This window comes from Streptomyces qaidamensis (assembly GCF_001611795.1).
GTDB lineage: Bacteria > Actinomycetota > Actinomycetes > Streptomycetales > Streptomycetaceae > Streptomyces > Streptomyces qaidamensis.
This window is the reverse complement of the sequence record NZ_CP015098.1, coordinates 3,000,960-3,022,814: the sequence shown is the minus strand read 5'-3', so window position 1 is coordinate 3,022,814 and position 21,855 is coordinate 3,000,960. Positions and strand designations below refer to the sequence as shown.

Below are 21,855 nucleotides of genomic sequence, written 5' to 3'. Positions count from 1 at the left end.
CGTGCTGCCAGGACGGGGACGAAACGGTCATGCCGCCAGGCTTTCTCGCATCCTGGGCACCCGCACCGCGTGGACGGCCGCCGGTGACGGCGAGTTCTTCTGCCCCGGCTGCGGTGGCGACCGCAACTACCAGCGGCTGACCGGACAGCGCCGCTTCACCCTGCTCGGCCTGCCCGTGCTGCCGCGCGGCGAGACCGGCCCGGTCGTGGAGTGCGCGGCCTGCCGCCGCCACTTCGGCACCGACGTCCTCGACCATCCGACCACCATCCGCTTCTCCGCGATGCTCCGCGACGCCGTGCACACCGTCGCCCTCGCCGTACTGGCCGCGGGCGGCGCCGGTTCCCGCACGGCACTGGAAGCCGCCGTGCTCGCCGTGCGCGCGGCCGGCTTCGACGACTGCACGGAGGAGCAGCTGGCCGCGCTCGTCGAGGCGCTGGAGGCGGACACCGGCCGGATCACCGGCGAACCCTGCGGTGCGGGGCTGGCCATAGAGCTGCACGAGGCGCTGGACCCGCTCGCCCCGCACCTCGCCGGCGTCGGCCGCGAATCGATCCTGCTGCAGGGCGCCCGCATCGCCCTGGCGGACGGGCCGTACACCCCCGCTGAGCGGGACGTGCTGGCAACGGTCGGGGCGGCGCTCACCATCTGCTCCGACGACGTCACCCGGCTGCTGGCGGCGGCCGCACGCACGCCCTCGTAGGGCCCCCGCGTTACTCCACGGGGAGTAACGCGCCGACCGGACCGCCCCCGGCAGTAGGCCCCAGCTCACCCTCACGCCCGACGAACCGGCACCCGCCCGGCGGGAGTCTGGAGACCGATCCAGACACCCGACCGGAGGGAGCCGGACCCATGGGGGCCGTAAGGACGCGTACCGGGCGCAAGCGGGCCGTGCCCTGGGTGGTGGTCGGGCTCTGGCTCGCCGCACTCGTGCTGGTCGGGCCGCTCGCCGGCAAGTTCGCCGACATCCAGCAGAACCGCGCGGTCGACTACCTGCCCGACAGCGCCGACTCGACCCAGGTGGCGCGCATCCAGGACGAGTTGCCGGGCGGTGAGGCGACCGACCTGGTGCTCGTCTACCACCGGGACGGCGGCCTGACCGACGCCGACCGGCGCACCGCCGGCCGGCAGATCACCGAGGTGAGCGGCGCCTACGACCTGACGGGGGAGCCGCGGGGCATCCCGTCGAAGGACGGCTCCACCCTGATGTACCCCGTCACCAGCACCCAGCCGGGCCAGGACGAGGAGGCCCGGGACGCCTTCGTCGACGGGGTGCGGGACATCGCCGGGGGCGGCGGCGGGCTGAGCGTCGAGGTCGGCGGGCCCGGCGCGCTCAACACCGACATGAACAAGGTGTTCGAGACGCTCGACGCCACACTGCTGCTCGCCACCCTCGGCGTCGTCACCGTGCTGCTCGTCCTCATCTACCGCAGCCCCTTCCTGTGGCTGGTACCGCTCACCGTGGCGGGCGTCGCCGCCGCCGTGGCGATGGCCGCCGGGTACGGGCTGCACGAACTGTTCGACGTCACCGTCACCGGCCAGAGCGGCGGCGTGATGACCGTGCTCGTCCTCGGCGCCGGCACCGACTACGCGCTGCTCCTCATCTCCCGCTACCGCGAGGAACTGCGGCGCCACGAGCGGCCCTACGACGCCATGCGCACCGCCCTGCGCGGCTGCGGGCCGGCGATCCTCGCCTCCTCGGGGACCGTCGCGGCCGGGCTGCTGTGTCTGCTCGCCGCGGACCTCAACAGCAGCAGCGGCATGGGACCGGTCGGCACGATCGGGGTGCTCGCCGCGCTGGTCGCCATGACGACCCTGCTGCCGGCGGTTCTCGTACTGCTGGGACGGCGGGTGTTCTGGCCGCTGATCCCGGCGTACGGGAGCGAGCCGAAGGCCCGGCGGTCACTGTTCGCCGCGATGGGCACCTCGGCGACACGGCGGCCCGTCACCGTGCTCGTCACAGGGGGCGTCCTGCTCGGAGCGCTCGCGCTCGGCACGCTGAATCTGTCCGGGAGCATCAAGCAGGAGGACTCCTTCACCGATCGGCCCGAGTCCATCACCGCCATGCAGACACTGGCACGGGAGTATCCCGAGCGCAGCAGCCGGCCCGTGACCGTCATCGCGCCCGGGGAGCGGGCCGAGGCGGTGGGCGAACGGGCCCGGGCGACCGAGGGGGTCGCCGAGGTGGTTGCCGGACGGAGCGGGGCGGGGTGGACCGAGATCGCCGTCTTCACCACGGCGGCTCCGGAGACCCCGGCCGAGACCCGCACCATCGAGGCGCTCCGGGCCGGCATCGACCCCGAGGGCGCGTACGTCGGCGGGCCCAGCGCACAGCAGATCGACCTGGCCGGGAGCGAGGCGCGGGACCGGAAGGTGATCGTGCCGCTGGTACTGGCCGCCGTGTTCGTCATCCTGGTCGGGCTGCTGCGCAGTCTCGTCGCGCCGTTGCTGCTGCTGGCGGCGGTGGTCGCGGTCTGGGGAGCGGCGCTCGGCATCGGAGGGCTGGTGTTCGAGCCGGTCTTCGGGTTCGGCGGGACGGACCCGGGACTCGGGCTGCTGTCCTTCGTGTTCCTGGTCGCCCTCGGGGTGGACTACGGGATCTTCCTGATGCACCGGATGCGGGAGGAGTCCCTGCGAGGGGCCGAGCCGGAGGCCGCCGCGCTCACCGCCCTGCGGACGACCGGCGGGGTCATCGCCTCGGCCGGGGTGGTGCTCGCGGCGACGTTCGCGGTGCTGACGACGCTGCCGATGGTGGGGCTCGTGGAACTCGGGTTCGTCATCGCGGTGGGGGTCCTGCTGGACACCTTCCTGGTGCGTACGTACCTGGTGACCACGGCGAGTGTGCTGCTCAAGCGGCGGATGTGGTGGCCGGGGAAGCTCTCGCGGGCGCCGGAGCGGACGGTTCCGCCACAGGAGCGCGAGCCCGTGGCCGCGAACGCCCCCTGACCGACCGACGGCGTCCCTCCTCTCCCGGAGGGACGCCTTCCTCGCCGAGGATGACGCCTGTGCAGGCACCCACCACCACGACGGCGGCCTGGTCGCGTCCCGCGGAGCGGATCATGGCCGCGGTCAACCGCGATCCGCTGACCGCCCCGAACGCCCTCCGAAACGACGCGGTCCTCGCCCTCCTCGTCGCCGGCTTCTCCGCCGTCCTCGCGCTCACGGTCGACGACGGCCGCAGGCCCGACGCGCTCGGCTGGGCCCTGCTGCTCGTCTCCCACGTGCCGCTCGTGTGGCGCCGCCGCCGTCCGGTGCCCGTCCTGCTCGCCGTGATCGCCTGTGTCTTCCCCTACCACTTCCTCGACTACACGCACACGGCGGCCACCCAGGCCGCCTACGTCGCCCTCTACACCGTCGCCGTCACCGGCCGGCCGCTGCGCACCGTCCTGGTCGGCATCGGTGTCATCGCCTTGGCGGTGAGCGTGATGCTCACCATCAGCGCCCACGAGGCCCTGGGATTGCTGAAAGCGTCCGGCTGGGTCGTCGCCGCGCTGTTCTGCGGAGTCGACGTGCGCTTCTACCGTCAGTACGTCGCCTCCATCGTGGGACGCGCCGAACGCGCCGAACGCACCCGCGAGGAGGAGGCCCGGCGGCGCGTCGCCGAGGAGCGGCTGCGGATCGCCAGGGACCTGCACGACCTGCTGGCCCACAGCATCACCCTCATCGGCGTGCAGACCTCCGTCGCCGCCCACGTCCTGTCGGCCGACCCCGAGCGGCTCGACCGGGAGACGGTCGCCAAGGCCCTCGACGACATCGCCGAGACCTGCCGCAGCGCCCGCGGTGAACTCCGCACCACGCTGGAGGTGCTGCGCGAGCACGACTCCCCGGAGGCCCGCGGCCCGCTGCCCGGCCTCGACGGACTGCCCGACCTGGCGGAGGCCGCGCGGCTCGCCGGTGCCCGGGTCGAGCAGACCGTACGGATACGGCAGGCACCGCCCGCCGTGGGCGCCGCCGCCTACCGCATCGTGCAGGAGGCCCTGACGAACGCGGTACGGCACGCGGGGCCCGAACCGGCCGTCCGCGTCGAACTGGCGGAGCGGCAGGGCGCCTTGCATCTGTCGGTCCGCGACGGCGGCACCGGCCCGGGCCAGGGCGGCACACCGGGCTTCGGGCTCGTCGGAATGCGGGAGCGGGCCCGCAGCGTCGGTGGCACACTCGACGCCGGACCGCGTACCGGGGGCGGGTTCGAGGTCACCGCGGTCCTGCCGCTGACCACGACGGGGGAGAGGGACGGATGACCATACGGGTGCTGCTCGCGGACGATCAGACCCTGGTGCGGGAGGCGTTCGCGATGCTCGTGGAGTCTGCCCGGGACATGGAGGTCGTCGGCCAGGCCGCCACCGGCCGGCAGGCCGTGGAACTGGCCCGCGGCGCAGGCGCCGACCTGGTGGTGATGGACATCCGCATGCCCGACCTGGACGGCATCGAGGCGACCCGGCTCATCGCCGCCGACGAGGACCTCGCGGACGTCCGGGTGCTCGTCCTCACCACGTACGACACCGACGAGAACATCGTCGACGCGCTGCGCGCCGGCGCCTCCGGGTTCCTGGTCAAGGACACCAGGCCGGCCGAACTCCTCGACGCCATCCGCACGGTCGCGGCCGGCGACTCCCTGCTGTCCCCCGGGCCCACGGCACGGCTGATCGAGCGGTTCCTGCGCAGCCCCTCCGCGCCGGAGACCGGCGGGCCCGAGTGCCTGTCGGGCCGGGAGCGGGAGGTGCTCGCGCTGGTCGCGCGCGGCCTCAACAACACGGAGATCGCCGACGCGCTGGGCCTGAGCCCGCTCACCGCGAAAACCCACGTCAGCCGCATCATGGGCAAACTGGCGGCACGGGACCGGGCCCAGCTGGTCATCGTCGCCTACGAGTCGGGCCTGGTGACACCGGGCAGCGTCTGACGGGTGGGCGGGCTCTACAGCAGACCCGCAGCCGCCAGGTACTTGCCCACCTGTTCCACCTCGTCCGGCGACAGCGGGATCTGTGGTTCCGCAGTCGCCGGGCAGGCGATCACGCCGCGCAGGTGCAGCGCCGCCTTGAAGGCGCCGATCGCCGAGGAGTTCGGGCCCATCCGGGCCGGGTCGCCGACGCTCACCATGCCGAACAGGGCGCACAGGCGCTCCTGTTCGGCACGGGCCTCGTCCCATTCCCCGGCGCGGCACAGGCCGTCCAGGCGGACGTAGCCGTGCGGATCGACGTTGCCGAGGCCGGGCACCGTGCCGTCCGCGCCGATCGCGAGGGCCGCGTCGACGATCAGCTCGGAACCGGTCAGGGCGCTGAAGCCGGTGATGCCCCGGCGTTCCCGCACGCCGGTCACGACCTGGCGGAACGCGGCCAGATCGCCGCTGGAGTCCTTGAGCCCGGCCACCACGCCGTCCGCGGCCAGCTCCAGCACCACGTCGGCCGGCAGCTTCGTGTGGACGGCGACGGGAAGGTCGTAGGCGATCACCGGGACCGGGCTCGCCGCGGCGACCGCGCGGTAGTGGCGGGCGATCTCCGCCGGGTGGGTGCGGGTGTAGAACGGGGCGGTGACGACGACCGCGTCCGCGCCCGCCGCCGTCACCGACGCCACGTGGTCCAGGACCCGGGGTGTCGTCATGTCGATCGCCCCGGCCAGCACCGGAAGCTGCCCGCCCAGGTGCCCGGTCACCGACTCGACGACCAGCCGGCGCTGCCGGTCCGGCAGGAACGCGGCCTCCGAGGTCGAGCCGAGCACGAACAGCCCGTGCACCCCGCCGGCCACCAGATGGTCGACGAGCCCGATCAGCGAGCGGACGTCCACCTCGCCGTCCGGTGTCAGGGGCGTGCACACGGGCGGGATGACACCGGTCAGCGGGGTGAACGTCATGAGGCCTCCATCGGATCGCGCCGGTGGACGAGATCACGGGTCGACTCGTCCTCCCGGACAGGATGGTGGCAGCGGAAGCGGTGCGCGGGCGCCGACGCGGCGGAGAAACCCGGCATCTGCTCCGCGCACGTCCCGTCCGCCTTCCAGCAGCGGGTGCGGAACGGGCAGCCGCTCGGCGGACGGGTCGCCGACGGGACCGGGCCCGCCAGCGGGATCGGGTCCACCGGGTCGAGCAGGCCGGGCGTGGCGGAGAACAGGGCCCGGGTGTACGGGTGCCGGGCCCGGTCGGTGACCAGGGCGGCCGGGGTCTCCTCCACGATCCGGCCCAGGTACATGGTGATCACACGGTCGCTCATCCGCCGTACCGTCTGGATGTCGTGCGAGACGAACACCAGGGCCAGGCCCAGGCGTTCCTTCAGGTCCAGCAGCAGGTTGAGGATCTGCGCCCGGACCGACACGTCCAGGGCGCTCGTCGGCTCGTCCGCCACGACCAGGTCCGGGTCCAGCGCCAGTGCCCGGGCGATCGCCACGCGCTGGCGCTGCCCGCCCGACAGCTGCCCCGGCAGGGCGTCGGCGAGGGCCCGGGGGAGGCCGACCAGGGACATCAACTCCCTGACTCTCTCCTCACGTTGCGTGCGAGTGCCCCGGTCGTGCACGTCCAGCGGGTCCCGCAGGATCTGCCGGACGGTCAGACGGCGGTTCAGGGCCGTCGAGGGGTCCTGGAAGATCATGCCGGTGCTGCCGCCGACGGCCCGGCGGCGCTCGGCTGACGGCATCTCCCACAGGTCCCTGCCCCGGAAGGACACCGACCCCCGCGTCGGCCGCTCCACCCCGACCAGCACCCTGGCCAGCGTCGACTTCCCGCAGCCGGACTCGCCGACCACGCCGACCGTCTCGCCGGGGGCGATGGCCAGGTCCGCACCGGTCAGGGCGTACACCCGGTCGCGGGTGAACAGGCCGCCGCTGCGGGCCTTGTGGACGACGTGCGTGCCGGAAAGCTCCACCAGGGCGTTCATGTCACGACCTCCGAGGTGACCAGGTCGATCGCGGGGTGGTGGCAGGCCGCCGTGTGCGTCGGCGTGCCCAGCAGGCCGGGGGGCGTCGTACGGCAGGTCCCGGTGGCGAGCGGGCACCGGCCGGCGAAGCGGCACCCCGCGGGGAAGTCGGCCGGGGACGGCACGACGCCCCTGATCTGCGTCATCCGCTCCTGCGCCGACTCCAGCGACAGCACGCTGCCGAGCAGCCCGCGCGTGTAGTGGTGCGCCGGGGACCCGACCAGGTCGGCGGTCACGCCCGTCTCCACGATCTGCCCGCCGTACATCACCACCACCCGGTCGGTGACGTCCGCGACCAGCGCCAGGTCGTGCGAGACGAGGATCAGCGCGAAGCCCAGCTCCTCGCGCAGCCGCAGCAGCAGCTCCATGACCTGCGCCTGCACGGTCACGTCGAGGGCCGTCGTCGGCTCGTCCGCGACGATGAGCTTCGGGTCGCGGGACAGGGCCATCGCGATCAGCACCCGCTGGCGCTGCCCGCCGGACAGCTCGTGCGGGTAACTGCGCAGGGTGCGCTCCGGGTCGAGCCCGACCATCGTCAGCAGCTCGGCCGGAGCGCGGTGCCCACCGCGCCGCACGACCTGCTTCAGCTGGGCGCGGATCGTCATCGCCGGGTTCAGCGACGACAGCGCGTCCTGGTAGATCATCGCCATCTCGTGGCCGAGCAGCCCGCGGCGCACCCGCATCGGCTCGGCGAGCAGATCCCGCTGCCGGAAACGGACCTGGCCCCGCACGCGCGCCCCCTTCGGCTGGAGGCCCATGATCGCCAGGGCGGTGAGCGACTTGCCGCAGCCCGACTCGCCGACCAGCCCGAGCACCTCGCCGGGGTGCACCTCGAAGCTGATGCCGTCCACGACGTCGACGCCGCCGTGCCGCCCGTCGAAGCCGATGGCGAGGTTCTCCACCGCGAGCACCGGCTGACCGTCCCGGGACAGCCGGCGCGCCCGGGCCCGCAACCGCCGCGCGGCCTCCGCCAGACCGGGCAGCCGCACGACCTCCCCGCCGCCGGGCTGCGGCGCCTCCAGCCGGTCGTCGTCCTCCGGTACGTCCACCTCCCGGGCGGACGGGGCCGCCCACGCGTCGGAGACGCCCTCGGACAGGACGTTGAGCGACAGCACGGTGACCAGCATCAGCAGCCCGGGGAACACCGTCGCCCACCAGCCGCCGGTCAGCACCATGTTCTTGCCGTCCGCGATGACACTGCCCCAGGACGGGTCGGGCGGCCGCACGCCCGCCCCGATGAAGGACAGCGACGCCTCGAAGACGATCGCCTCGGCGACCTGGACCGTGCAGAACACCAGCACCGGAGCGGCGCAGTTGACCGCCACGTGCTTCAGCACGATGTGCGGGGTGCGGGCGCCGATCACCCGTTCCGCCGTCACATAGTCCTCGCCGTACTGGTCGAGGACGTTCGCCCGCACGACCCGCGCCACCGGCGGGGTGAACAGGAACGCGATCGCGCAGATCAGCACCGTGATGCCGCCGCCGAACACCGCCACCAGCACGGCGGCCAGCGCGATGCCCGGGAACGCCATGACGACGTCCAGGCAGCGCATCAGCGTCTCGTCCACCGCCTTGCGGGAGGTCGCCGCGACCGCCCCGAGCAGCGCTCCGGCCACCAGGGCCAGCCCGGTCGCGCCGAGCCCGATCGCGAGCGACCAGCGCGCCCCGTACATCAGCCGGCTGAGGATGTCCCGGCCGAGGCTGTCCTGGCCCATCCAGTGCCCGGCGGACGGATGCCCGGTGCCGTCCACCGGCGGCTGCTGGTCGAGCGGGTCGTGCGGGGCGAGCAGCGGCGCCAGCAGCGCCATCAGCACGACGACCGCCAGGAAGCAGACGGCGATCTTCGACAGCAACGGCAGCCTGCGCAGACCGCGCAGCCGGACGCCGGGCCGGGACAGCGCCGCAGTGAGACTCTTGCGGGTCATCATGGGGTTGCGTCCCTCAGTCGCGGGTTGACCAGCAGGTACAGGACGTCGATGACGAGGTTCACGACGACGAACCCGGCCGCCGTCGTCAGCACGACGCCCTGGACGACGGCCGGGTCGCCGTTCTTCACGGCGTCGATCATCAGCTTGCCCATGCCCGGCAGCGAGAAGATCGTCTCGATGACGACCGCGCCGCCCAGCAGGTAGCCGACCCGCAGGCCGAGGACGGTGAGCGGGTTGATGAGCGCGTTGCGCAGCACGTTCCGGCCCACGACCACCCGCGGCGGCAGGCCGCTGCCGATCGCCGTGCGCACGTAGTCCCTGTCCAGCTCCTCCACCACGGCCGTCCGCACGATCCGGGTCAGCTGCGCCGCCACCGGCAGCGACAGAGCGAAGGCGGGGAGGGTCATGGTCTTCAGCCAGCCCGTGAAGGAGTCCGCCGGGTTGATGTAGCCGCCGGTCGGGAACCAGCCCAGGTCGACCGCCAGGTACTGGATCATCAGCAGTGCCAGCCAGAAGCCGGGCGCGGCGACACCGGTCAGCGACACGACCCGGATGATCTGGTCGGGCAGCCGGTCCCGGTGGATCGCCGCGGTCACCCCGCCCACGAGGGACAGCACGACCGCGATGCCCAGGCCGAGGAACGTCAGCTGGAGGGTGAGCGGCAGCGCGGTGGTGACCTGGTCGATCACCGGCGCCCGGGTCAGTGCGCTGGTGCCGAGGTCGCCGTGGAGCAGGTCGGCGACGAAGTCCGCGTAGCGCACCGGCAGCGGGTCCAGCAGGCCGTGTTCCTCGCGGAAGTCGTGCAGCTGCTGGGGTGTCGGGTTGGCGCCCTGGAAGAACGCGGACGCCGGGTCGACGTCCGAGAACCGCATCACCAGGAACACGAACAGCACGATGCCGAGCATCAGCGGCACGAGCAGGACGACACGGCGGAGCAGGATCCGCAGAACGGCCGTCATACGCTCAGGCCCACTTGGCCTGGAGGAGGTTGATGCCCGGGTACGGCTGTGCCCTTATGCCGCTGAGCAGTTCCGGGTTCCAGGCGGTCATCAGCTCGTTGTGGACGACCGGGTAGAGCACGGCCTGCTCGGCGACGACGTCGATGTAGTCCTGGACCATCGTCTTCTTCTTCGCCGGGTCGGGCTCCCGGGTGGCCCGGTCCATGTCCTTGAAGAGCTGCCGGGCGACGGGGTCGGAGGCCCACCGCGTGTACTGCATCCAGAGGTTCTCGGGCCCGTAGTTGTAGTGCATGATCAGGTCGGCGTCGAGGCCGAACTGGTTGGGGTTCGAGGCGGCGGCCACGACCTGGTAGTCCTGCTTCTGGTCCATCTTCGTGAAGACGGCGGTGGTCTCCTGCGGGGACAGGGTCGTCCGCACTCCGATCGCGTCCCAGGAGGCCTTGACGGTCGGCAGGCAGTCGACGATCCAGCTGACGTTCACGGCCAGGATCTCGATGCTCAGCCCCTTCACCCCGGCCTGCTTCAGCAGGGCCTTCGCCTTGTCCGGGTCGTAGGCGTAGACCGTCCTGGCCCGGCGGTAGGACGGGTTGGCCTCGTCGAGGAAGGAGGTGGAGGGCTTGCCGTGGCCCTTGAGGGCGACCTCGACCATCTTCTCGGTGTCGATGGCGTAGTGCAGGGCCCGGCGCACGCGCGGGTCGTCGAAGGGCTTGTGCCCGGTGTTGAACATCAGGAACAGGTTGTTCATCCCGGCACCGCCGGCGACCGCCATCCCGCCGCTCTCCAACTGCCCGATGTTGGCGTACGGGATGTTGTCCGCGATCTGCGCGCCCGCGCTCGACCCCGAGATCTTCGCGACGCGGGGGGCCGCGTCCACGATCGTCAGCCAGTTCATCTTCCGGAAGGCGGGCCTGCGGGGGCCGTTGTAGCCGTCGAACGCCTCGAAGGTCGTGTTCGACTTCGGATGGTGCGCGGTCTGCCGGTACGGCCCCGAGCCGATCGCCTTGCCCTTGATCGCCTCCTCCCAGGCCCCCGGCCGGGAGAACACGTGCTTCGGCATGATCTTGGCGAGTGTCAGCCGTGAAAGACCGTCCGGGAAGGGGAACTTCAGCACCAGCTCGACGTTCCGTGCGTCGATCTTCCGGACTTCCTTCAGCCAGCTCGCGAAGAAGCCCTTGGCGAGGGTCTGGGTGCCCGGGTCGAGGATCCGCTCGAAGACGAAGACCACGTCGTCGGCGGTCACGGGCTTCCCGTCGTGGAACGTCGCGCCCGCCCGCAGGGCGAACTTCCAGGAGGTGCTGTCCGGATTCCCCGGCACTTCGGTCGCCAGCGCCGCGTACGGCTCACGGGAGATCGGGTCCGTGTCCAGCAGGCCCTCGTAGATGTGGTGGTTGGCGGCCATGGAGAACGCGGACGCCGTCTGGGTGGGGTCCCAGCTGCCGTCGTTGCCGTAGCCGATCACCGCGGTGAGGGTCCGGTCCCGGCCACCGCCGGTGCCGGTGTCGTTGGTGGACTGCGGACCGGACGAACAGGCCGACAGCGACGCGGAGACGGCGGCGGTCGCGCCGAGCGCGCCGGTGTACTTCAGGAACGACCGGCGGTGCGGCGCCGGCACGTCGGGGGTCACGTCGCGCACGGGTCCTCCAGCGAGATGCGGTGGCAGGGGACTGGCAGGGGAGATACGACGTCCTACGTCCTGGGGTCAGCGCGACCATAGGAGGGGCCGTGGGGGCGGTCAAGGGATCGCACACGAATGGCGTATCCACCCGAGGCCGGGCCATCGGCACCGCCTCCGACGTGAGTTGACCGCCTGTCAGGGGGAGTCCGCCACCGGGCGGACGAACGCGGAGCATGATGAGGAGCGTGAGCGAGCTGTGGAGCGAGAGTGACGCCGGTGCCCTGCGACTGCCCTCGGGCCGCCTGGTACGAGGCCGGGGCCTACGGCACCCCCTGAACCCCGACGCGCCCCTGCCCTCCTACGGCGTCTACCTGCTCGGCAGGCAGCCGCCGGAGGTCCCCTGGGAGTCCGCCTGGATCCACTGGCCCGACTTCCGCCTCCCGGCGGACCGGGCGGCCGCCCGCGCGGTGCTGGCCGGCGTATGGGAGCGGGCCGCCGGGGAGCGGGTGGAGATCGCCTGCGGCGGCGGACGCGGCCGCACGGGCACGGCCCTGGCCTGCCTGGCGGTGCTCGACGGCGTGCCGGGGGAGGAGGCGGTGGAGTACGTCCGCCGGCACTACGACCGGCATGCCGTGGAGACGCCCTGGCAGCGGCGGTACGTACGCCGCTTCGGCGAGGGACGAGCCTGATGAGCGTCTCCTTCGGCGCGGCACCTCATACCTCGGTCGCGCTGCCGTAGACCTTCGGCCGACAGCCGGCCCCGGCGCCCGCTCGGCACAGTGGGCGGCATGGAAGAGCCCAAGGGGATCAAGCAGGCGAAGGGGATCAGCCGGTCGCAGTTCCTGGCCGGGGCGGCGGCGGTGGGGATCGCCGGGGCGGTGGGACCGAAGGGGCAGGCCCGGGCCACGGAAGCCCGGCCCGGCCGGGGACTGCGCCGGCGGGGCGTCGTCTACACGGTCGGGGCGGGGGAGACGCCGGGCACCGCGTGGAGCGCCCGGCGGATGCGCCACGACATCCGGGCCATCCGGGACGACCTGCACGCCGACACCGTCGACGTCACGGGCGACGGCGTCGAACGCCTCACGAGCACCGCCGCCGAGGCCGCCGAGCGCGGACTGCACGTGTGGCTGCAGCCGACCCTCGGGGACGCCCCGCAGCGCGACATCCTGGAGCACCTCGCCGAGACCGGGCGGTTCGCGGAGCGGCTGCGCAGGCAGGGCGCGAGCGTCGACTTCAGCGTCGGCTGCGAGTTCTGGCTGTTCGTCCCCGGCATCCTGCCGGGCGAGACGGTTCTGGACCGGATCAGGCACCTCCAGAACGGCACGGTCGACTGGCCCCGGACGCTGCGCCGGCTCGCCGACTTCACGGCGAAGGCCGCGAAGGCCGGCCGCTCCGTCTTCAAGGGAAACCTCGGCTACGCCGCCGCCCAGAGCATCGACGACCCCGACTGGAGCCTCTTCGACATCGTCGGCATCGACTACTACGCGCACTTCGAGAAGCCGTCCGACCACGTCCGGGAGCTGAAGCAGTACCTGCGGTGGGGCAAGCCGCTCGCCATCACCGAGTTCGGCACGTGCGCGTACGCCGGTGCACCCGAGACCGGCGGCATGGGCTGGGACATCGTCGACTACGACAAGGAGCCGCCGGAGATCAAGGGAAACCCGGTCCGCAGCGAGCGCGTCCAGGCCGACTACGTGGGCGGGCTGCTGGACGTCTTCGCGTCGATGGGCCTGTACGCGGCGATGGCCTTCGAGTTCATCAGCGCGGACGCCCCGCACCGCCCGGAAACCCCCCGCCTCGACCTCGACATGGCGTCGTACGCCCTCACCAAGGTGATCAAGGATCACCCCGACGACCCCGCCTCCGACTGGCACTGGGAGCCGAAGGAGGCGTTCCGCGCGGTGGCACGCCGGTACGGCCGGCACGGCTGACGCGCGCGGTCCGTGCGGCGGGGGGACCATGGCCGGGGAGGTGCGCGTATGGACTGGACCCTCGAAGTGCTCGTCGTGCCGGTCTCCGATCTGGACCGGGCCAAGGCCTTCTACCAGGACCAGTGCGGATTCCGCGCCGAGACCGACGCCGCGTTCTTCGAGGGCGTCGGCCGCTTCGTCCAGCTCACCCCGCCCGGGTCCCGCTGCTCGATCGTGCTGGAGTCGGGGATGCCCGAGTCACCGGGGCAGCCGCGGATGGCCCCCGGTTCGCTGCGGGGCCTCCAGCTCTGCGTGACGGACATCGAGGCGGCCAGGGCGGCGCTGGTGGGGCGCGGGGTCGAGGTGACCCCGGTCCTGCACGTGGGCGCGTCCGGCTGGGCGGAGGGCCGGGGCGAGGACAGCTGGAACTCCTTCCTCTTCTTCCAGGACCCCGACGGCAACGGCTGGGCGGTCCAGGAGGCCCCGGCCCCCCTCACCGAACGCTGAACGGTCCCTGGTCGCAGTACCGGTCCCGGTGAGGGCGCTCGCCCGTCGCCAGGAAGCGGGAGACCGTGGCGTCACCGCAGGCGTTGCCGTTGGCCAGATAGGCGTCGTGGCCCGTGGAGTTCACGGTGACCATGACCGCCCGGTCGCCGAGGGCCTGCCGCAGCTTGAGGGCTCCCGCCAGCGGGGTGGCGACATCCCGTTCGTTCTGCACGAGCAGGATGTTCGAGGGGCCGCGGTCGGTGATCCGCACGGCCGGCTCCTTCGGCTTGTACGGCCACGCGGCGCACACCATCGGCCCGCGCGGCATACCCGCGGTCAGCGGGTACGCGGCCCGGCTCTCGTCGACGTCCTTCTGGTACGCGGCGGCCGAGCCGGGCCACTCGACGTCGTTGCAGACGGTGCCGACGCCGACCGCGGCGACGTTCTGCAGGACCGGCTCGGGCGGGGCCTCGGGCGCGGGCGGCACGGTGTCCTTGCGGGCGGCCCGGACGGCCTCGGCCAGGACCGGGTAGTCGTCGGGGTCGTAGAGGCTGGACAGCATGGTCTGGCGGAGCGCGTTGCCGTCCAGCAGCGGGGGGTTGGCGCCGGGCCAGGGGAGCGGGTCGCGGTCCAGCCGGGCGGCGAGCCGCAGGAAGCCGGAGCGGACCTCGGCGGGCGTACGGGCGACCCGGTGCGGATTGCCCGGCCTGGACGCCCACTTGGCGAACTCGGGGAAGTTGTCCTCGACGCCGGTCTCGAAGGCGGCGAGCCAGTTGCGGGTCACGCGGGTGTGGTCGGGGTTGTTGTTGCTGTCCAGCACGATGCGGTCGGTGCGGTGCGGGAACAACTGGCCGTAGACGGCGCCGACGTAGGTGCCGTACGAGACGCCCCACGCGGAGATCTTCTTCTCACCGAGGGCGGCCCGCAGGCGGTCCAGGTCGCGGGCCTCGTTGGCGGTGCTGATGTGCCGGATCAGCTCACCGCCGTTTCGGGCACAGGCCTCGGCCGTACGCCGGGCGGTGGCCATGTTCCCGTCGACGGAACCGTCCGGGGCCGGCCAGGGCAGACGCTTCGTCATGCTGATGTCGGCCGGGTCGAGCTTGCAGTCGACGGAAGTGGAGGGCGCCATCCCGCGCGGCGCGAACCCGATGAGATCGTAGGCGTCCCGCACCTTCTGCGGCAGCTTCTGCCCCTTGCCGGAGGGGTCGCCGAGACTGTCCCCGCCGGGCCCGCCCGGGATGAGTAACAGCGCGCCCCGCCGCGCGGACGGCTTCTCACCGGGGATCCGGCTGACGGCGATCCGGATCTCCGGGCTGTCGGGGTCGGAGTAGTCCATGGGGACGGCGAGGGTGGCGCACTGCTGTCTGGGGTCGAGGCCGGACCCGGTGCACCGGGTCCAGTCGAGGGAGCCCGGTGCCGGCTCGGACGCCCCACCGGGCCCGGCGAACCCGAGCATCGCACCGGCGGCGGCGACCAGCGCCACATGCTTCGTGATCTGCTTCATACCGAGCAAGCCTGGCGGACTTCAGCCGGCGGCCACATCCGGGTAACTCCCGGAATTCCAGGGGGATTACCCCAGGACGAGTGCCCCGCTGAATTGGCGCCCTTTTGCAGCGCCCCGTGCCGAACCCCTTTGTGCCGCGCCGCAGTTGTACGGCACAGACCCTTCCAGAGTGTAGACGCGGAGCGTGACCAGGGGGATGCGAAGAGTGAAACCGTGAAAGGAAGGGGAGCACGGTGGAGGCACGACACTCGGCGCTCTGCGCCGGAGAAGCGGAGGACGTGGTGAAAGAATTGCGGGCAGAACTCGTCAAGGCCGGAATTAATTTCCCCTCACCGGGACTTGACCCGGTGAGTTTTGTGAGGGAAGTGTCCTGCCCGCTCGTCGAAGGGGGCCGGTGTGCATCGGCTACCGCCCGGCGGCTCGCGGCGGTGCCGCGATGAAGCCCCCCGTCGGCGCGTACGTCGTGGACACCCGCAGCGGCCGCATCGGCATCGTGATGGGGCATGAGGGGCCCTACGTGCAGTTGCGGCCGTACGGGGGCGGCAGGGAGTGGGACGCCGAGCCCGGAGCCGTCCGGCACGCCACCCCGGCCGAGCGGCTGCGCGCGGCGACCGCGTACGCCAACGCCCGCAGCAGGGGCGAGGTCCCTTGACGTGACGACCCTGCCAGAATGGCTCCATGAGTCTGTTCCGCGACGACGGCATCGTGCTGCGCACCCAGAAGCTGGGTGAGGCGGACCGGATCATCACGCTGCTCACACGCGGTCACGGACGGGTGCGCGCGGTGGCCCGGGGCGTGCGCCGGACGAAGTCGAAGTTCGGTGCGCGCCTGGAGCCGTTCTCCCACGTCGACGTGCAGTTCTTCGCCAAGGGCAGCGAGCTCGTCGGGCGGGGACTGCCGCTGTGCACGCAGAGCGAGACCATCGCGCCCTACGGCGGCGGGATCGTCAGCGACTACGCGCGGTACACGGCCGGCACCGTCATGCTGGAGACCGCCGAGCGGTTCACCGACCATGAGGGGGAGCCGGCCGTGCAGCAGTACCTGCTGCTGGTCGGAGGCCTGCGGACCCTCGCCCGGGGGGAGCACGCACCGCACCTCGTGCTCGACGCGTTCCTGCTCCGCTCCCTCGCCGTCAACGGGTACGCCCCGAGCTTCACCGACTGCGCCAAGTGCGGGATGCCCGGGCCCAACCGGTTCTTCTCCGTCGCGTCGGGCGGTTCCGTCTGCGTGGACTGCCGGGTGCCCGGCAGCGTCGTACCCTCGCCCCAGGCCCTGGAACTCCTCGGCGCCCTGCTTACGGGAGACTGGGAGACCGCGGACGCGTGCGAGGCGCGCTACGTCCGCGAGGGCAGCGGGCTGGTGTCCGCGTATCTGCACTGGCACATGGAGCGCGGCCTGCGCTCCCTGCGCTACGTCGAGAAGTAGCGCGAGCAGCGCAGACGCGAGCAGCGGACATCGCCAGCAGCGGAAAACAGAGCAAGCGAGCACGAGGAGACGAGAGACACATGGCCGTACGCGGGATCCTGGGGCGCCAGCGCCGGGAGTACAGGACGCCGGAGCCGCACCCGTCCGGCGCGCGGCCCCCGAAGATCCCCGGGGAGTTCGTACCGCAGCATGTGGCGATCGTCATGGACGGCAACGGCCGCTGGGCCAAGGACCGGGGCCTGCCGCGCACCGAAGGGCACAAGGTCGGCGCCGAGCGCGTGCTGGACGTGCTCCAGGGGGCCATCGAGATGGGCGTGGGCGCCATCTCCCTGTACGCCTTCTCCACCGAGAACTGGAAGCGCTCGCCCGACGAGGTGCGCTTCCTGATGAACTTCAACCGGGACTTCATCCGCAAGACCCGCGACCAGCTCGACGAGCTGGGCATCCGGGTGCGCTGGGTGGGCCGTATGCCCAAGCTGTGGCGCTCGGTCGCCAAGGAACTCCAGGTCGCTCAGGAGCAGACCAAGGGCAACGACCGGCTGACCCTGTACTTCTGCATGAACTACGGGGGCCGGGCCGAGATCGCCGACGCCGCCAAGGCCATGGCGGAGGACGTGAAGAGCGGCAGGCTCGACCCGTCCAAGGTCAGCGAGAAGACCTTCGCGAAGTACCTGTACTACCCGGACATGCCGGACGTGGACCTGTTCCTGCGTCCCAGCGGGGAGCAGCGCACCTCCAACTACCTGATCTGGCAGAGCGCGTACGCCGAGATGGTCTTCCAGGACGTGCTGTGGCCCGACTTCGACCGGCGTGACCTGTGGCGGGCCTGCCTGGAGTTCGCCTCGCGGGACCGGCGCTTCGGCGGGGCCGTCCCGAACGAGGAACTGCTGGCCATGGAGGGCGAACAGCCGTAACGCGCGGGCGGCCCGGCACCCCTCCGGTGGCAGCCGGGCCGCGGCGGCGGTGTCCTGGTGGCATGGGTTCCACCGGCGTCGGCGTACCCCGGCGTACCCCGGCGGACCACCCGACGGGCCGGGGTCTTCCTCGCGTCCTCGCTCGCCCTGTTCTGCATCCAGCTGGACTTCTTCGCGCTCGACCCGGCCGTCCCCGGGATCTCCGAAGAGCCGGACACGACCGTCTCCGCGGCCCAGTGGACGCTGTCCGCGTACATGCTCGCCGTCGGCTGCCTGTTCACCGTCGGCGGGCGACTGGGCGACCTCCTCGGCCGGCGTCCGGTCCTGCTGGCCGGGACCGGGCTGTTCGCCGCCGCCTCCGTCGGCTGCGCCCTCGCGCCGGACCTCGGCGTGCTCGTCGCGGCCCGGACCGTGCAGGGCGCGGGCGCGGCGCTGATCTTCCCCGTGTCGGTGTCCGTGATCACCAACGCCTTTCCCGAGGCGACCCGGGCCCGGCCTGGTCCTGGTGGTTCTGCCTGCCGGTCGTCACCTGGTGCGCGCTCGGGCTCGGCCTGGGCTGGACCTTCGTCGGTGTGGCCACCCAGCAGGTCGTCTCGCCCGCCCGCGCCGGCGAGGCCTCGGGCGTCGTCCTCACCGCCCTCGTCACGCTGGGCGCCGTCGGCCTCGCGGCCACGGCGGCGGCCATCACCTCGCTCACCCCGGAGACCGCCCCGGAACGCGCCTACGACCTCACCCTGCGCGTCGGCGGCACCGTGATCCTGGCCTCCACCGCCCTGTCCCTGCTCGTCCGCCGCCGACTCAGCGCCCGGCCGCGTAGGAAGCCTGGAGTCTTCCGCCCTCAGGGGCGCGGGGCTGTGCCGATGCGGCTCCGCCGCGGGGCGCGACCAGCCACGATCCAGCCGCAGCCGACGAACTGCGCCCACCCCCACGGCGATCAACGGCTCAACCGCCGGAGGCCCCCGCACAGTCCGCGCAGGTCCCGAAAATCTCCACCGTATGAGCCACGTTCACATACCCGTGCTCGGCCGCGATGGACTCGGCCCACTTCTCCACCGCCGGCCCCTCGACCTCGACGGCCTTGCCGCAGCTCCGGCACACGAGGTGGTGGTGGTGATCGTCGGTGGAACAGCGCCGGTACACCGACTCACCGTCGGCCGTGCGCAGGACGTCGACCTCACCGGCGTCGGCGAGGGACTGCAGGGTGCGGTAGACCGTGGTGAGCCCGACCGAGTCGCCCTTGTGCTTGAGCATGTCGTGCAGTTCCTGCGCGCTGCGGAACTCGTCGACCTCCTGCAGGGCCGCCGCCACAGCGGCCCGCTGCTTGGTGGCGCGGCCCTTCACGGACGGTCCAGCGGTCGTCACCGTTGCCTCCTCACGTCTGCCTTGCCCGGGCCATTGTGCCAGCCCGTGGTGGGGGCGGTCAGACGCCGACCTCGTCGGCCGCCGCCCGGCTGCCCGGAATCGAGCACTCGGCGGGGTCGGCCGTCGTGTCCCCGCCCGCCCCGGCGCGGGCGCGGCGGCGGGCCAGCGGGGTCGCGAGCGCCGTCAGCACGATGAACGCGCCGATGGTCAGCAGCACGATCGTCGCGCCGGGCGGCACGTCCTGGTAGTACGAGGTGACCGTGCCGCCGATCGTCACGCTCACACCGATGGCCACGGCGATCGCGAACGTCGCGGCGAAGCTCCGGCCGATCTGCTGGGCGGCCGCGACGGGCACCACCATCAGCGCGCTGACCAGCAACAGCCCGACCACGCGCATCGCCACCGTCACCGTGACGGCCGCGGTGACCGCCGTCAGCAGGTTCAGCACGCGCACCGGCAGGCCCGTCACCCGGGCGAACTCCTCGTCCTGGCTGACCGCGAACAGCTGCCGCCGCAGACCGAGGGTGACCAGGACGACGAAGGCGGCCAGCACGCAGATCGCCGTGACGTCCGAATCGGAGACCGTCGACAGGGAGCCGAACAGGTACGACGTCAGGTTGGCGTTGGAGCCGGTGGGCGCGAGGTTGATGAACATCACACCGCCGGCCATGCCGCCGTAGAACAGCATCGCGAGGGCGAGGTCGCCGCGGGTCTTGCCGTACCAGCGGATCAGCTCCATGAGGACCGCGCCGAGGACGGAGACGAGGGTCGCCATCCACACCGGGGACCAGGTCAGCAGGAAGCCGAGACCGACACCGGTCATCGCCACGTGCCCGATGCCGTCGCCCATCAGGGCCTGGCGCCGCTGGACCAGGTAGATCCCCACGGCGGGGGCGGTGATGCCGACCAGGACGGCGGCGAGCAGGGCCCGCTGCATGAAGGCGTAGTCGAGGATGTCCATCAGCTCAGCAGTCCCGTGCGGAGGGGTTCGGCGCCCGCGGGTGCGTGCGGGTGTACGTGGTCGTGGCCGGGCAGGGCATGCTGCCCGACGGCCTTCGGGGGCGGCCCGTCGTGGACGACGCAGCCGTCGCGCAGGACGACCGCCCGGTCGATGAGGGGCTCCAGGGGGCCCAGTTCGTGCAGCACGAGCAGCACGGTCGTGCCCTGGCCGACCTGCTCCCGCAGGGTGTGCGCGAGGACCTCCTGGCTGGCCAGGTCGACGCCGGCCATCGGCTCGTCCATGATCAGCAGCTCGGGTTCGGAGGCGAGCGCGCGGGCGATGAGGACGCGCTGGTGCTGGCCGCCGGAGAGGGCGTCGACCGAGTCCTTGGCCCGGTCGGCCATGCCGACGAGGTCCAGGGCGCGTCGTACGGCCGCGTGGTCGGCCTTGCGCAGGACACCGAAGCGGGCCCGGGACAGGCGGCCGGAGGAGACCACCTCGGTCACCGTGGCGGGCACGCCGCCCGCGGCCGTGGTGCGCTGCGGGACGTAGCCCACGCGGTGCCAGTCGCGGAACCGCCCGCGGTCCGTGCCGAACAGCCGGATCTCGCCGGCGCCGGTCTGCACCTGGCCGATGATGCTGCGCACGGCCGTCGACTTGCCCGAGCCGTTCGCGCCGAGCAGGGCGACGACCTCACCATGGCGGACGGTGAGGTCGATGCCGCGCAGCACGGTGCGCGAGCCGAGGTCCGCGCGGACCCCTTGCAGGGATACGACGGGCTCGGTCATGCCGTCCTCCGATGGGTCGATCACTTGGCTCCCAGGGCCGCCTGAAGGGCCTTGAGGTTGGCTTCCATGACCTGGAAGTAGTCGTCGCCGCGGGACTTGTCCGTGATGCCCTCCAGGGGATCGAGGACGTCCGTCTTCAGGTTCGCGTCGCGGGCGAGGGTCTTCGCGGTCTTGTCGGAGACCAGTGTCTCGTAGAAGACGGTGGTGACGCCGTCGGCCTTCGCCTCCTGCTGGAGTTCCCGGACGCGGGCGCCGCTGGGCTCGCTCTCGGGGTCGATGCCGGAGATGGCCTCCTGGGTGAGGCCGTAGCGCTCGGCGAGGTAGCCGAAGGCGGCGTGGTTGGTGAAGAAGACCTTGGACTTGGTGTTCTTCAGGCCGTTCTCGAAGTCGCCGTTCAGCCCGTTCAGCTTCTTGACCAGGGCCTCGGTGTTCTTCTTGTAGTCGGCCGCGTGGTCGGGGTCGGCCTTCTCGAAGGCCTTGCCGACGCCCTGGGCGATCTCGGCGTACTTCACCGGGTCGAGCCAGACATGCGGGTCGCGGCCGTGCTCCTCCTCCTCGGCGTGGCCTTCCTCCTCGGCGTGGCCCTCCTCACCCTCGTGGGTGTGGCCGCCGGTGCCGTGGTCCTCCAGGTGGGTCAGCGAGGCCGCGTCGATCTTGGTCTTGATCCCCGTCTGGCCGATGGCCTCGTCGACGGCGGGCTGGAGGCCCTTGAGGTAGAGCGCCGCGTCGGCCTCCTCCAGCTGCGCGCGCTGCTTGGTGCTGATCTCCAGGTCGTGCGGCTCCTGGCCGGGCTCGGTCAGACTGGTGACGTTCGTGTGGTCGCCGCCGATCTGCTCGGCGAGGAACGCCATCGGGTAGAACGACGCGACGACGTCGAACTTGTCCGTGTTGCCCGAGGCCGCGCTGTCGCTGGAGCAGGCGGTCAGGGCGCCGAGACCGAGAGCGGAGGCCAGGGCGGCGGGTATGAGGCGTCGTCGTACGTTCATGACACTCATTTTCAGCAAATATGGAAACCGTTGTCAATAAACGGTCCGGCCAGTGGGATCCGGAGGGGGGCCGGCGGCGGCCGAAGGGGGAGCGATTTGATTGAGGGGGCGCCCCCGCCGGTAACCTGAAGCATTCGCTGGA

Annotated in this window: 21 protein-coding genes; 11 read left to right on the top strand and 10 right to left on the bottom strand. The window is 72.1% G+C overall.

The window, feature by feature from the left end:
- Position 1: 1 nt before the first annotated feature.
- The 4 genes from A4E84_RS13235 (at position 2) to A4E84_RS13220 (ending at position 4,894) form a co-directional block, all read left to right on the top strand.
- Positions 2-700, top strand: a complete 699-nt coding sequence (locus A4E84_RS13235) for a TerB family tellurite resistance protein (RefSeq protein ID WP_062926772.1) — start codon at positions 2-4, stop codon at positions 698-700.
- Between the two features lie 149 nt (positions 701-849).
- The gene (locus tag A4E84_RS13230; RefSeq protein WP_062926771.1) at positions 850-2,943 is read left to right on the top strand and encodes an MMPL family transporter; all 2,094 of its coding nucleotides are present in this window, start codon (positions 850-852) and stop codon (positions 2,941-2,943) included.
- Positions 2,944-2,993: 50 nt separating this feature from the next.
- The gene (locus A4E84_RS13225) at positions 2,994-4,235 is read left to right on the top strand and encodes a sensor histidine kinase (RefSeq protein WP_062926770.1); all 1,242 of its coding nucleotides are present in this window, start codon (positions 2,994-2,996) and stop codon (positions 4,233-4,235) included.
- On the top strand, positions 4,232-4,894 hold the full coding sequence (locus tag A4E84_RS13220) for a response regulator (protein ID WP_062926769.1): 663 nt from the start codon (positions 4,232-4,234) through the stop codon (positions 4,892-4,894). The genes A4E84_RS13225 and A4E84_RS13220 overlap by 4 nt, the downstream gene beginning before the upstream one ends.
- A 14-nt stretch (positions 4,895-4,908) precedes the next feature.
- Here the strand turns inward: A4E84_RS13220 and A4E84_RS13215 are convergent, their stop codons facing one another.
- From A4E84_RS13215 to A4E84_RS13195, 5 genes are read right to left on the bottom strand one after another with little or no spacing between them, the layout of a single operon-like run.
- Entirely contained in the window at positions 4,909-5,841 is a 933-nt protein-coding gene (locus tag A4E84_RS13215) for a dihydrodipicolinate synthase family protein (protein ID WP_062926768.1), read from the bottom strand.
- Entirely contained in the window at positions 5,838-6,857 is a 1,020-nt protein-coding gene (locus A4E84_RS13210; protein WP_062926767.1) for an oligopeptide/dipeptide ABC transporter ATP-binding protein, read from the bottom strand. Before A4E84_RS13210 ends, A4E84_RS13215 begins: the two co-directional genes overlap by 4 nt.
- On the bottom strand, positions 6,854-8,824 hold the full coding sequence (locus A4E84_RS13205) for a dipeptide/oligopeptide/nickel ABC transporter permease/ATP-binding protein (protein ID WP_062926766.1): 1,971 nt from the start codon (positions 8,822-8,824) through the stop codon (positions 6,854-6,856). The genes A4E84_RS13210 and A4E84_RS13205 overlap by 4 nt, the downstream gene beginning before the upstream one ends.
- A complete protein-coding gene (locus A4E84_RS13200) occupies positions 8,821-9,783 on the bottom strand; it encodes an ABC transporter permease (protein ID WP_062926765.1) in 963 nt (320 codons plus the stop codon). The genes A4E84_RS13205 and A4E84_RS13200 overlap by 4 nt, the downstream gene beginning before the upstream one ends.
- Positions 9,784-9,787: 4 nt before the next feature.
- Positions 9,788-11,416 (bottom strand): ABC transporter substrate-binding protein, encoded by a 1,629-nt coding sequence (locus A4E84_RS13195; protein ID WP_062926764.1) that lies wholly within the window; start codon positions 11,414-11,416, stop codon positions 9,788-9,790.
- Between the two features lie 227 nt (positions 11,417-11,643).
- Between A4E84_RS13195 and A4E84_RS13190 the strand changes: the two genes are divergently transcribed.
- From A4E84_RS13190 to A4E84_RS13180, 3 genes are all read left to right on the top strand, one after another.
- Positions 11,644-12,087 carry a protein-tyrosine phosphatase family protein gene (locus A4E84_RS13190; protein WP_418082198.1) on the top strand — a complete coding sequence of 148 codons (444 nt, stop codon included), beginning with the start codon at positions 11,644-11,646 and terminating at the stop codon, positions 12,085-12,087.
- A gap of 99 nt (positions 12,088-12,186) precedes the next feature.
- Positions 12,187-13,329: a hypothetical protein gene (locus tag A4E84_RS13185; RefSeq protein ID WP_062926762.1), complete on the top strand. Its 1,143-nt coding sequence runs from the start codon at positions 12,187-12,189 to the stop codon at positions 13,327-13,329.
- 48 nt (positions 13,330-13,377) lie between these two features.
- Positions 13,378-13,815, top strand: a complete 438-nt coding sequence (locus A4E84_RS13180; protein WP_062926761.1) for a VOC family protein — start codon at positions 13,378-13,380, stop codon at positions 13,813-13,815.
- Here the strand turns inward: A4E84_RS13180 and A4E84_RS13175 are convergent.
- Positions 13,802-15,298: an alpha/beta hydrolase gene (locus A4E84_RS13175; RefSeq protein ID WP_062926760.1), complete on the bottom strand. Its 1,497-nt coding sequence runs from the start codon at positions 15,296-15,298 to the stop codon at positions 13,802-13,804. The genes A4E84_RS13180 and A4E84_RS13175 overlap by 14 nt on opposite strands.
- A gap of 436 nt (positions 15,299-15,734) precedes the next feature.
- Between A4E84_RS13175 and A4E84_RS13170 the strand changes: the two genes are divergently transcribed.
- The 4 genes from A4E84_RS13170 (at position 15,735) to A4E84_RS40625 (ending at position 18,393) form a co-directional block, all read left to right on the top strand.
- Positions 15,735-15,950, top strand: coding sequence for a hypothetical protein (locus A4E84_RS13170; RefSeq protein ID WP_062931427.1), 216 nt, complete (start codon positions 15,735-15,737; stop codon positions 15,948-15,950).
- A 26-nt stretch (positions 15,951-15,976) separates the two neighbouring features.
- Entirely contained in the window at positions 15,977-16,723 is a 747-nt protein-coding gene (gene recO, locus A4E84_RS13165; protein ID WP_003990109.1) for a DNA repair protein RecO, read from the top strand.
- Positions 16,724-16,803: 80 nt separating this feature from the next.
- Positions 16,804-17,637 carry an isoprenyl transferase gene (locus tag A4E84_RS13160; RefSeq protein ID WP_062926759.1) on the top strand — a complete coding sequence of 278 codons (834 nt, stop codon included), beginning with the start codon at positions 16,804-16,806 and terminating at the stop codon, positions 17,635-17,637.
- 57 nt (positions 17,638-17,694) lie between these two features.
- Positions 17,695-18,393 carry an MFS transporter gene (locus A4E84_RS40625; protein ID WP_107308314.1) on the top strand — a complete coding sequence of 233 codons (699 nt, stop codon included), beginning with the start codon at positions 17,695-17,697 and terminating at the stop codon, positions 18,391-18,393.
- Between the two features lie 186 nt (positions 18,394-18,579).
- On the opposite strand, the gene A4E84_RS13150 is transcribed toward A4E84_RS40625, so the two are convergent.
- Genes A4E84_RS13150 through A4E84_RS13135 form a run of 4 tightly spaced genes read right to left on the bottom strand, consistent with a single transcriptional unit; the run spans position 18,580 to position 21,713 of the window.
- The gene (locus A4E84_RS13150; protein WP_062926757.1) at positions 18,580-18,999 is read right to left on the bottom strand and encodes a Fur family transcriptional regulator; all 420 of its coding nucleotides are present in this window, start codon (positions 18,997-18,999) and stop codon (positions 18,580-18,582) included.
- A 58-nt stretch (positions 19,000-19,057) separates the two neighbouring features.
- Positions 19,058-19,960 carry a metal ABC transporter permease gene (locus A4E84_RS13145; RefSeq protein ID WP_062926756.1) on the bottom strand — a complete coding sequence of 301 codons (903 nt, stop codon included), beginning with the start codon at positions 19,958-19,960 and terminating at the stop codon, positions 19,058-19,060.
- Entirely contained in the window at positions 19,960-20,727 is a 768-nt protein-coding gene (locus tag A4E84_RS13140) for a metal ABC transporter ATP-binding protein (RefSeq protein WP_062931426.1), read from the bottom strand. Before A4E84_RS13140 ends, A4E84_RS13145 begins: the two co-directional genes overlap by 1 nt.
- 20 nt (positions 20,728-20,747) lie before the next feature.
- Positions 20,748-21,713 carry a metal ABC transporter substrate-binding protein gene (locus A4E84_RS13135; RefSeq protein ID WP_062926755.1) on the bottom strand — a complete coding sequence of 322 codons (966 nt, stop codon included), beginning with the start codon at positions 21,711-21,713 and terminating at the stop codon, positions 20,748-20,750.
- Between the last annotated feature and the right edge of the window lie 142 nt (positions 21,714-21,855).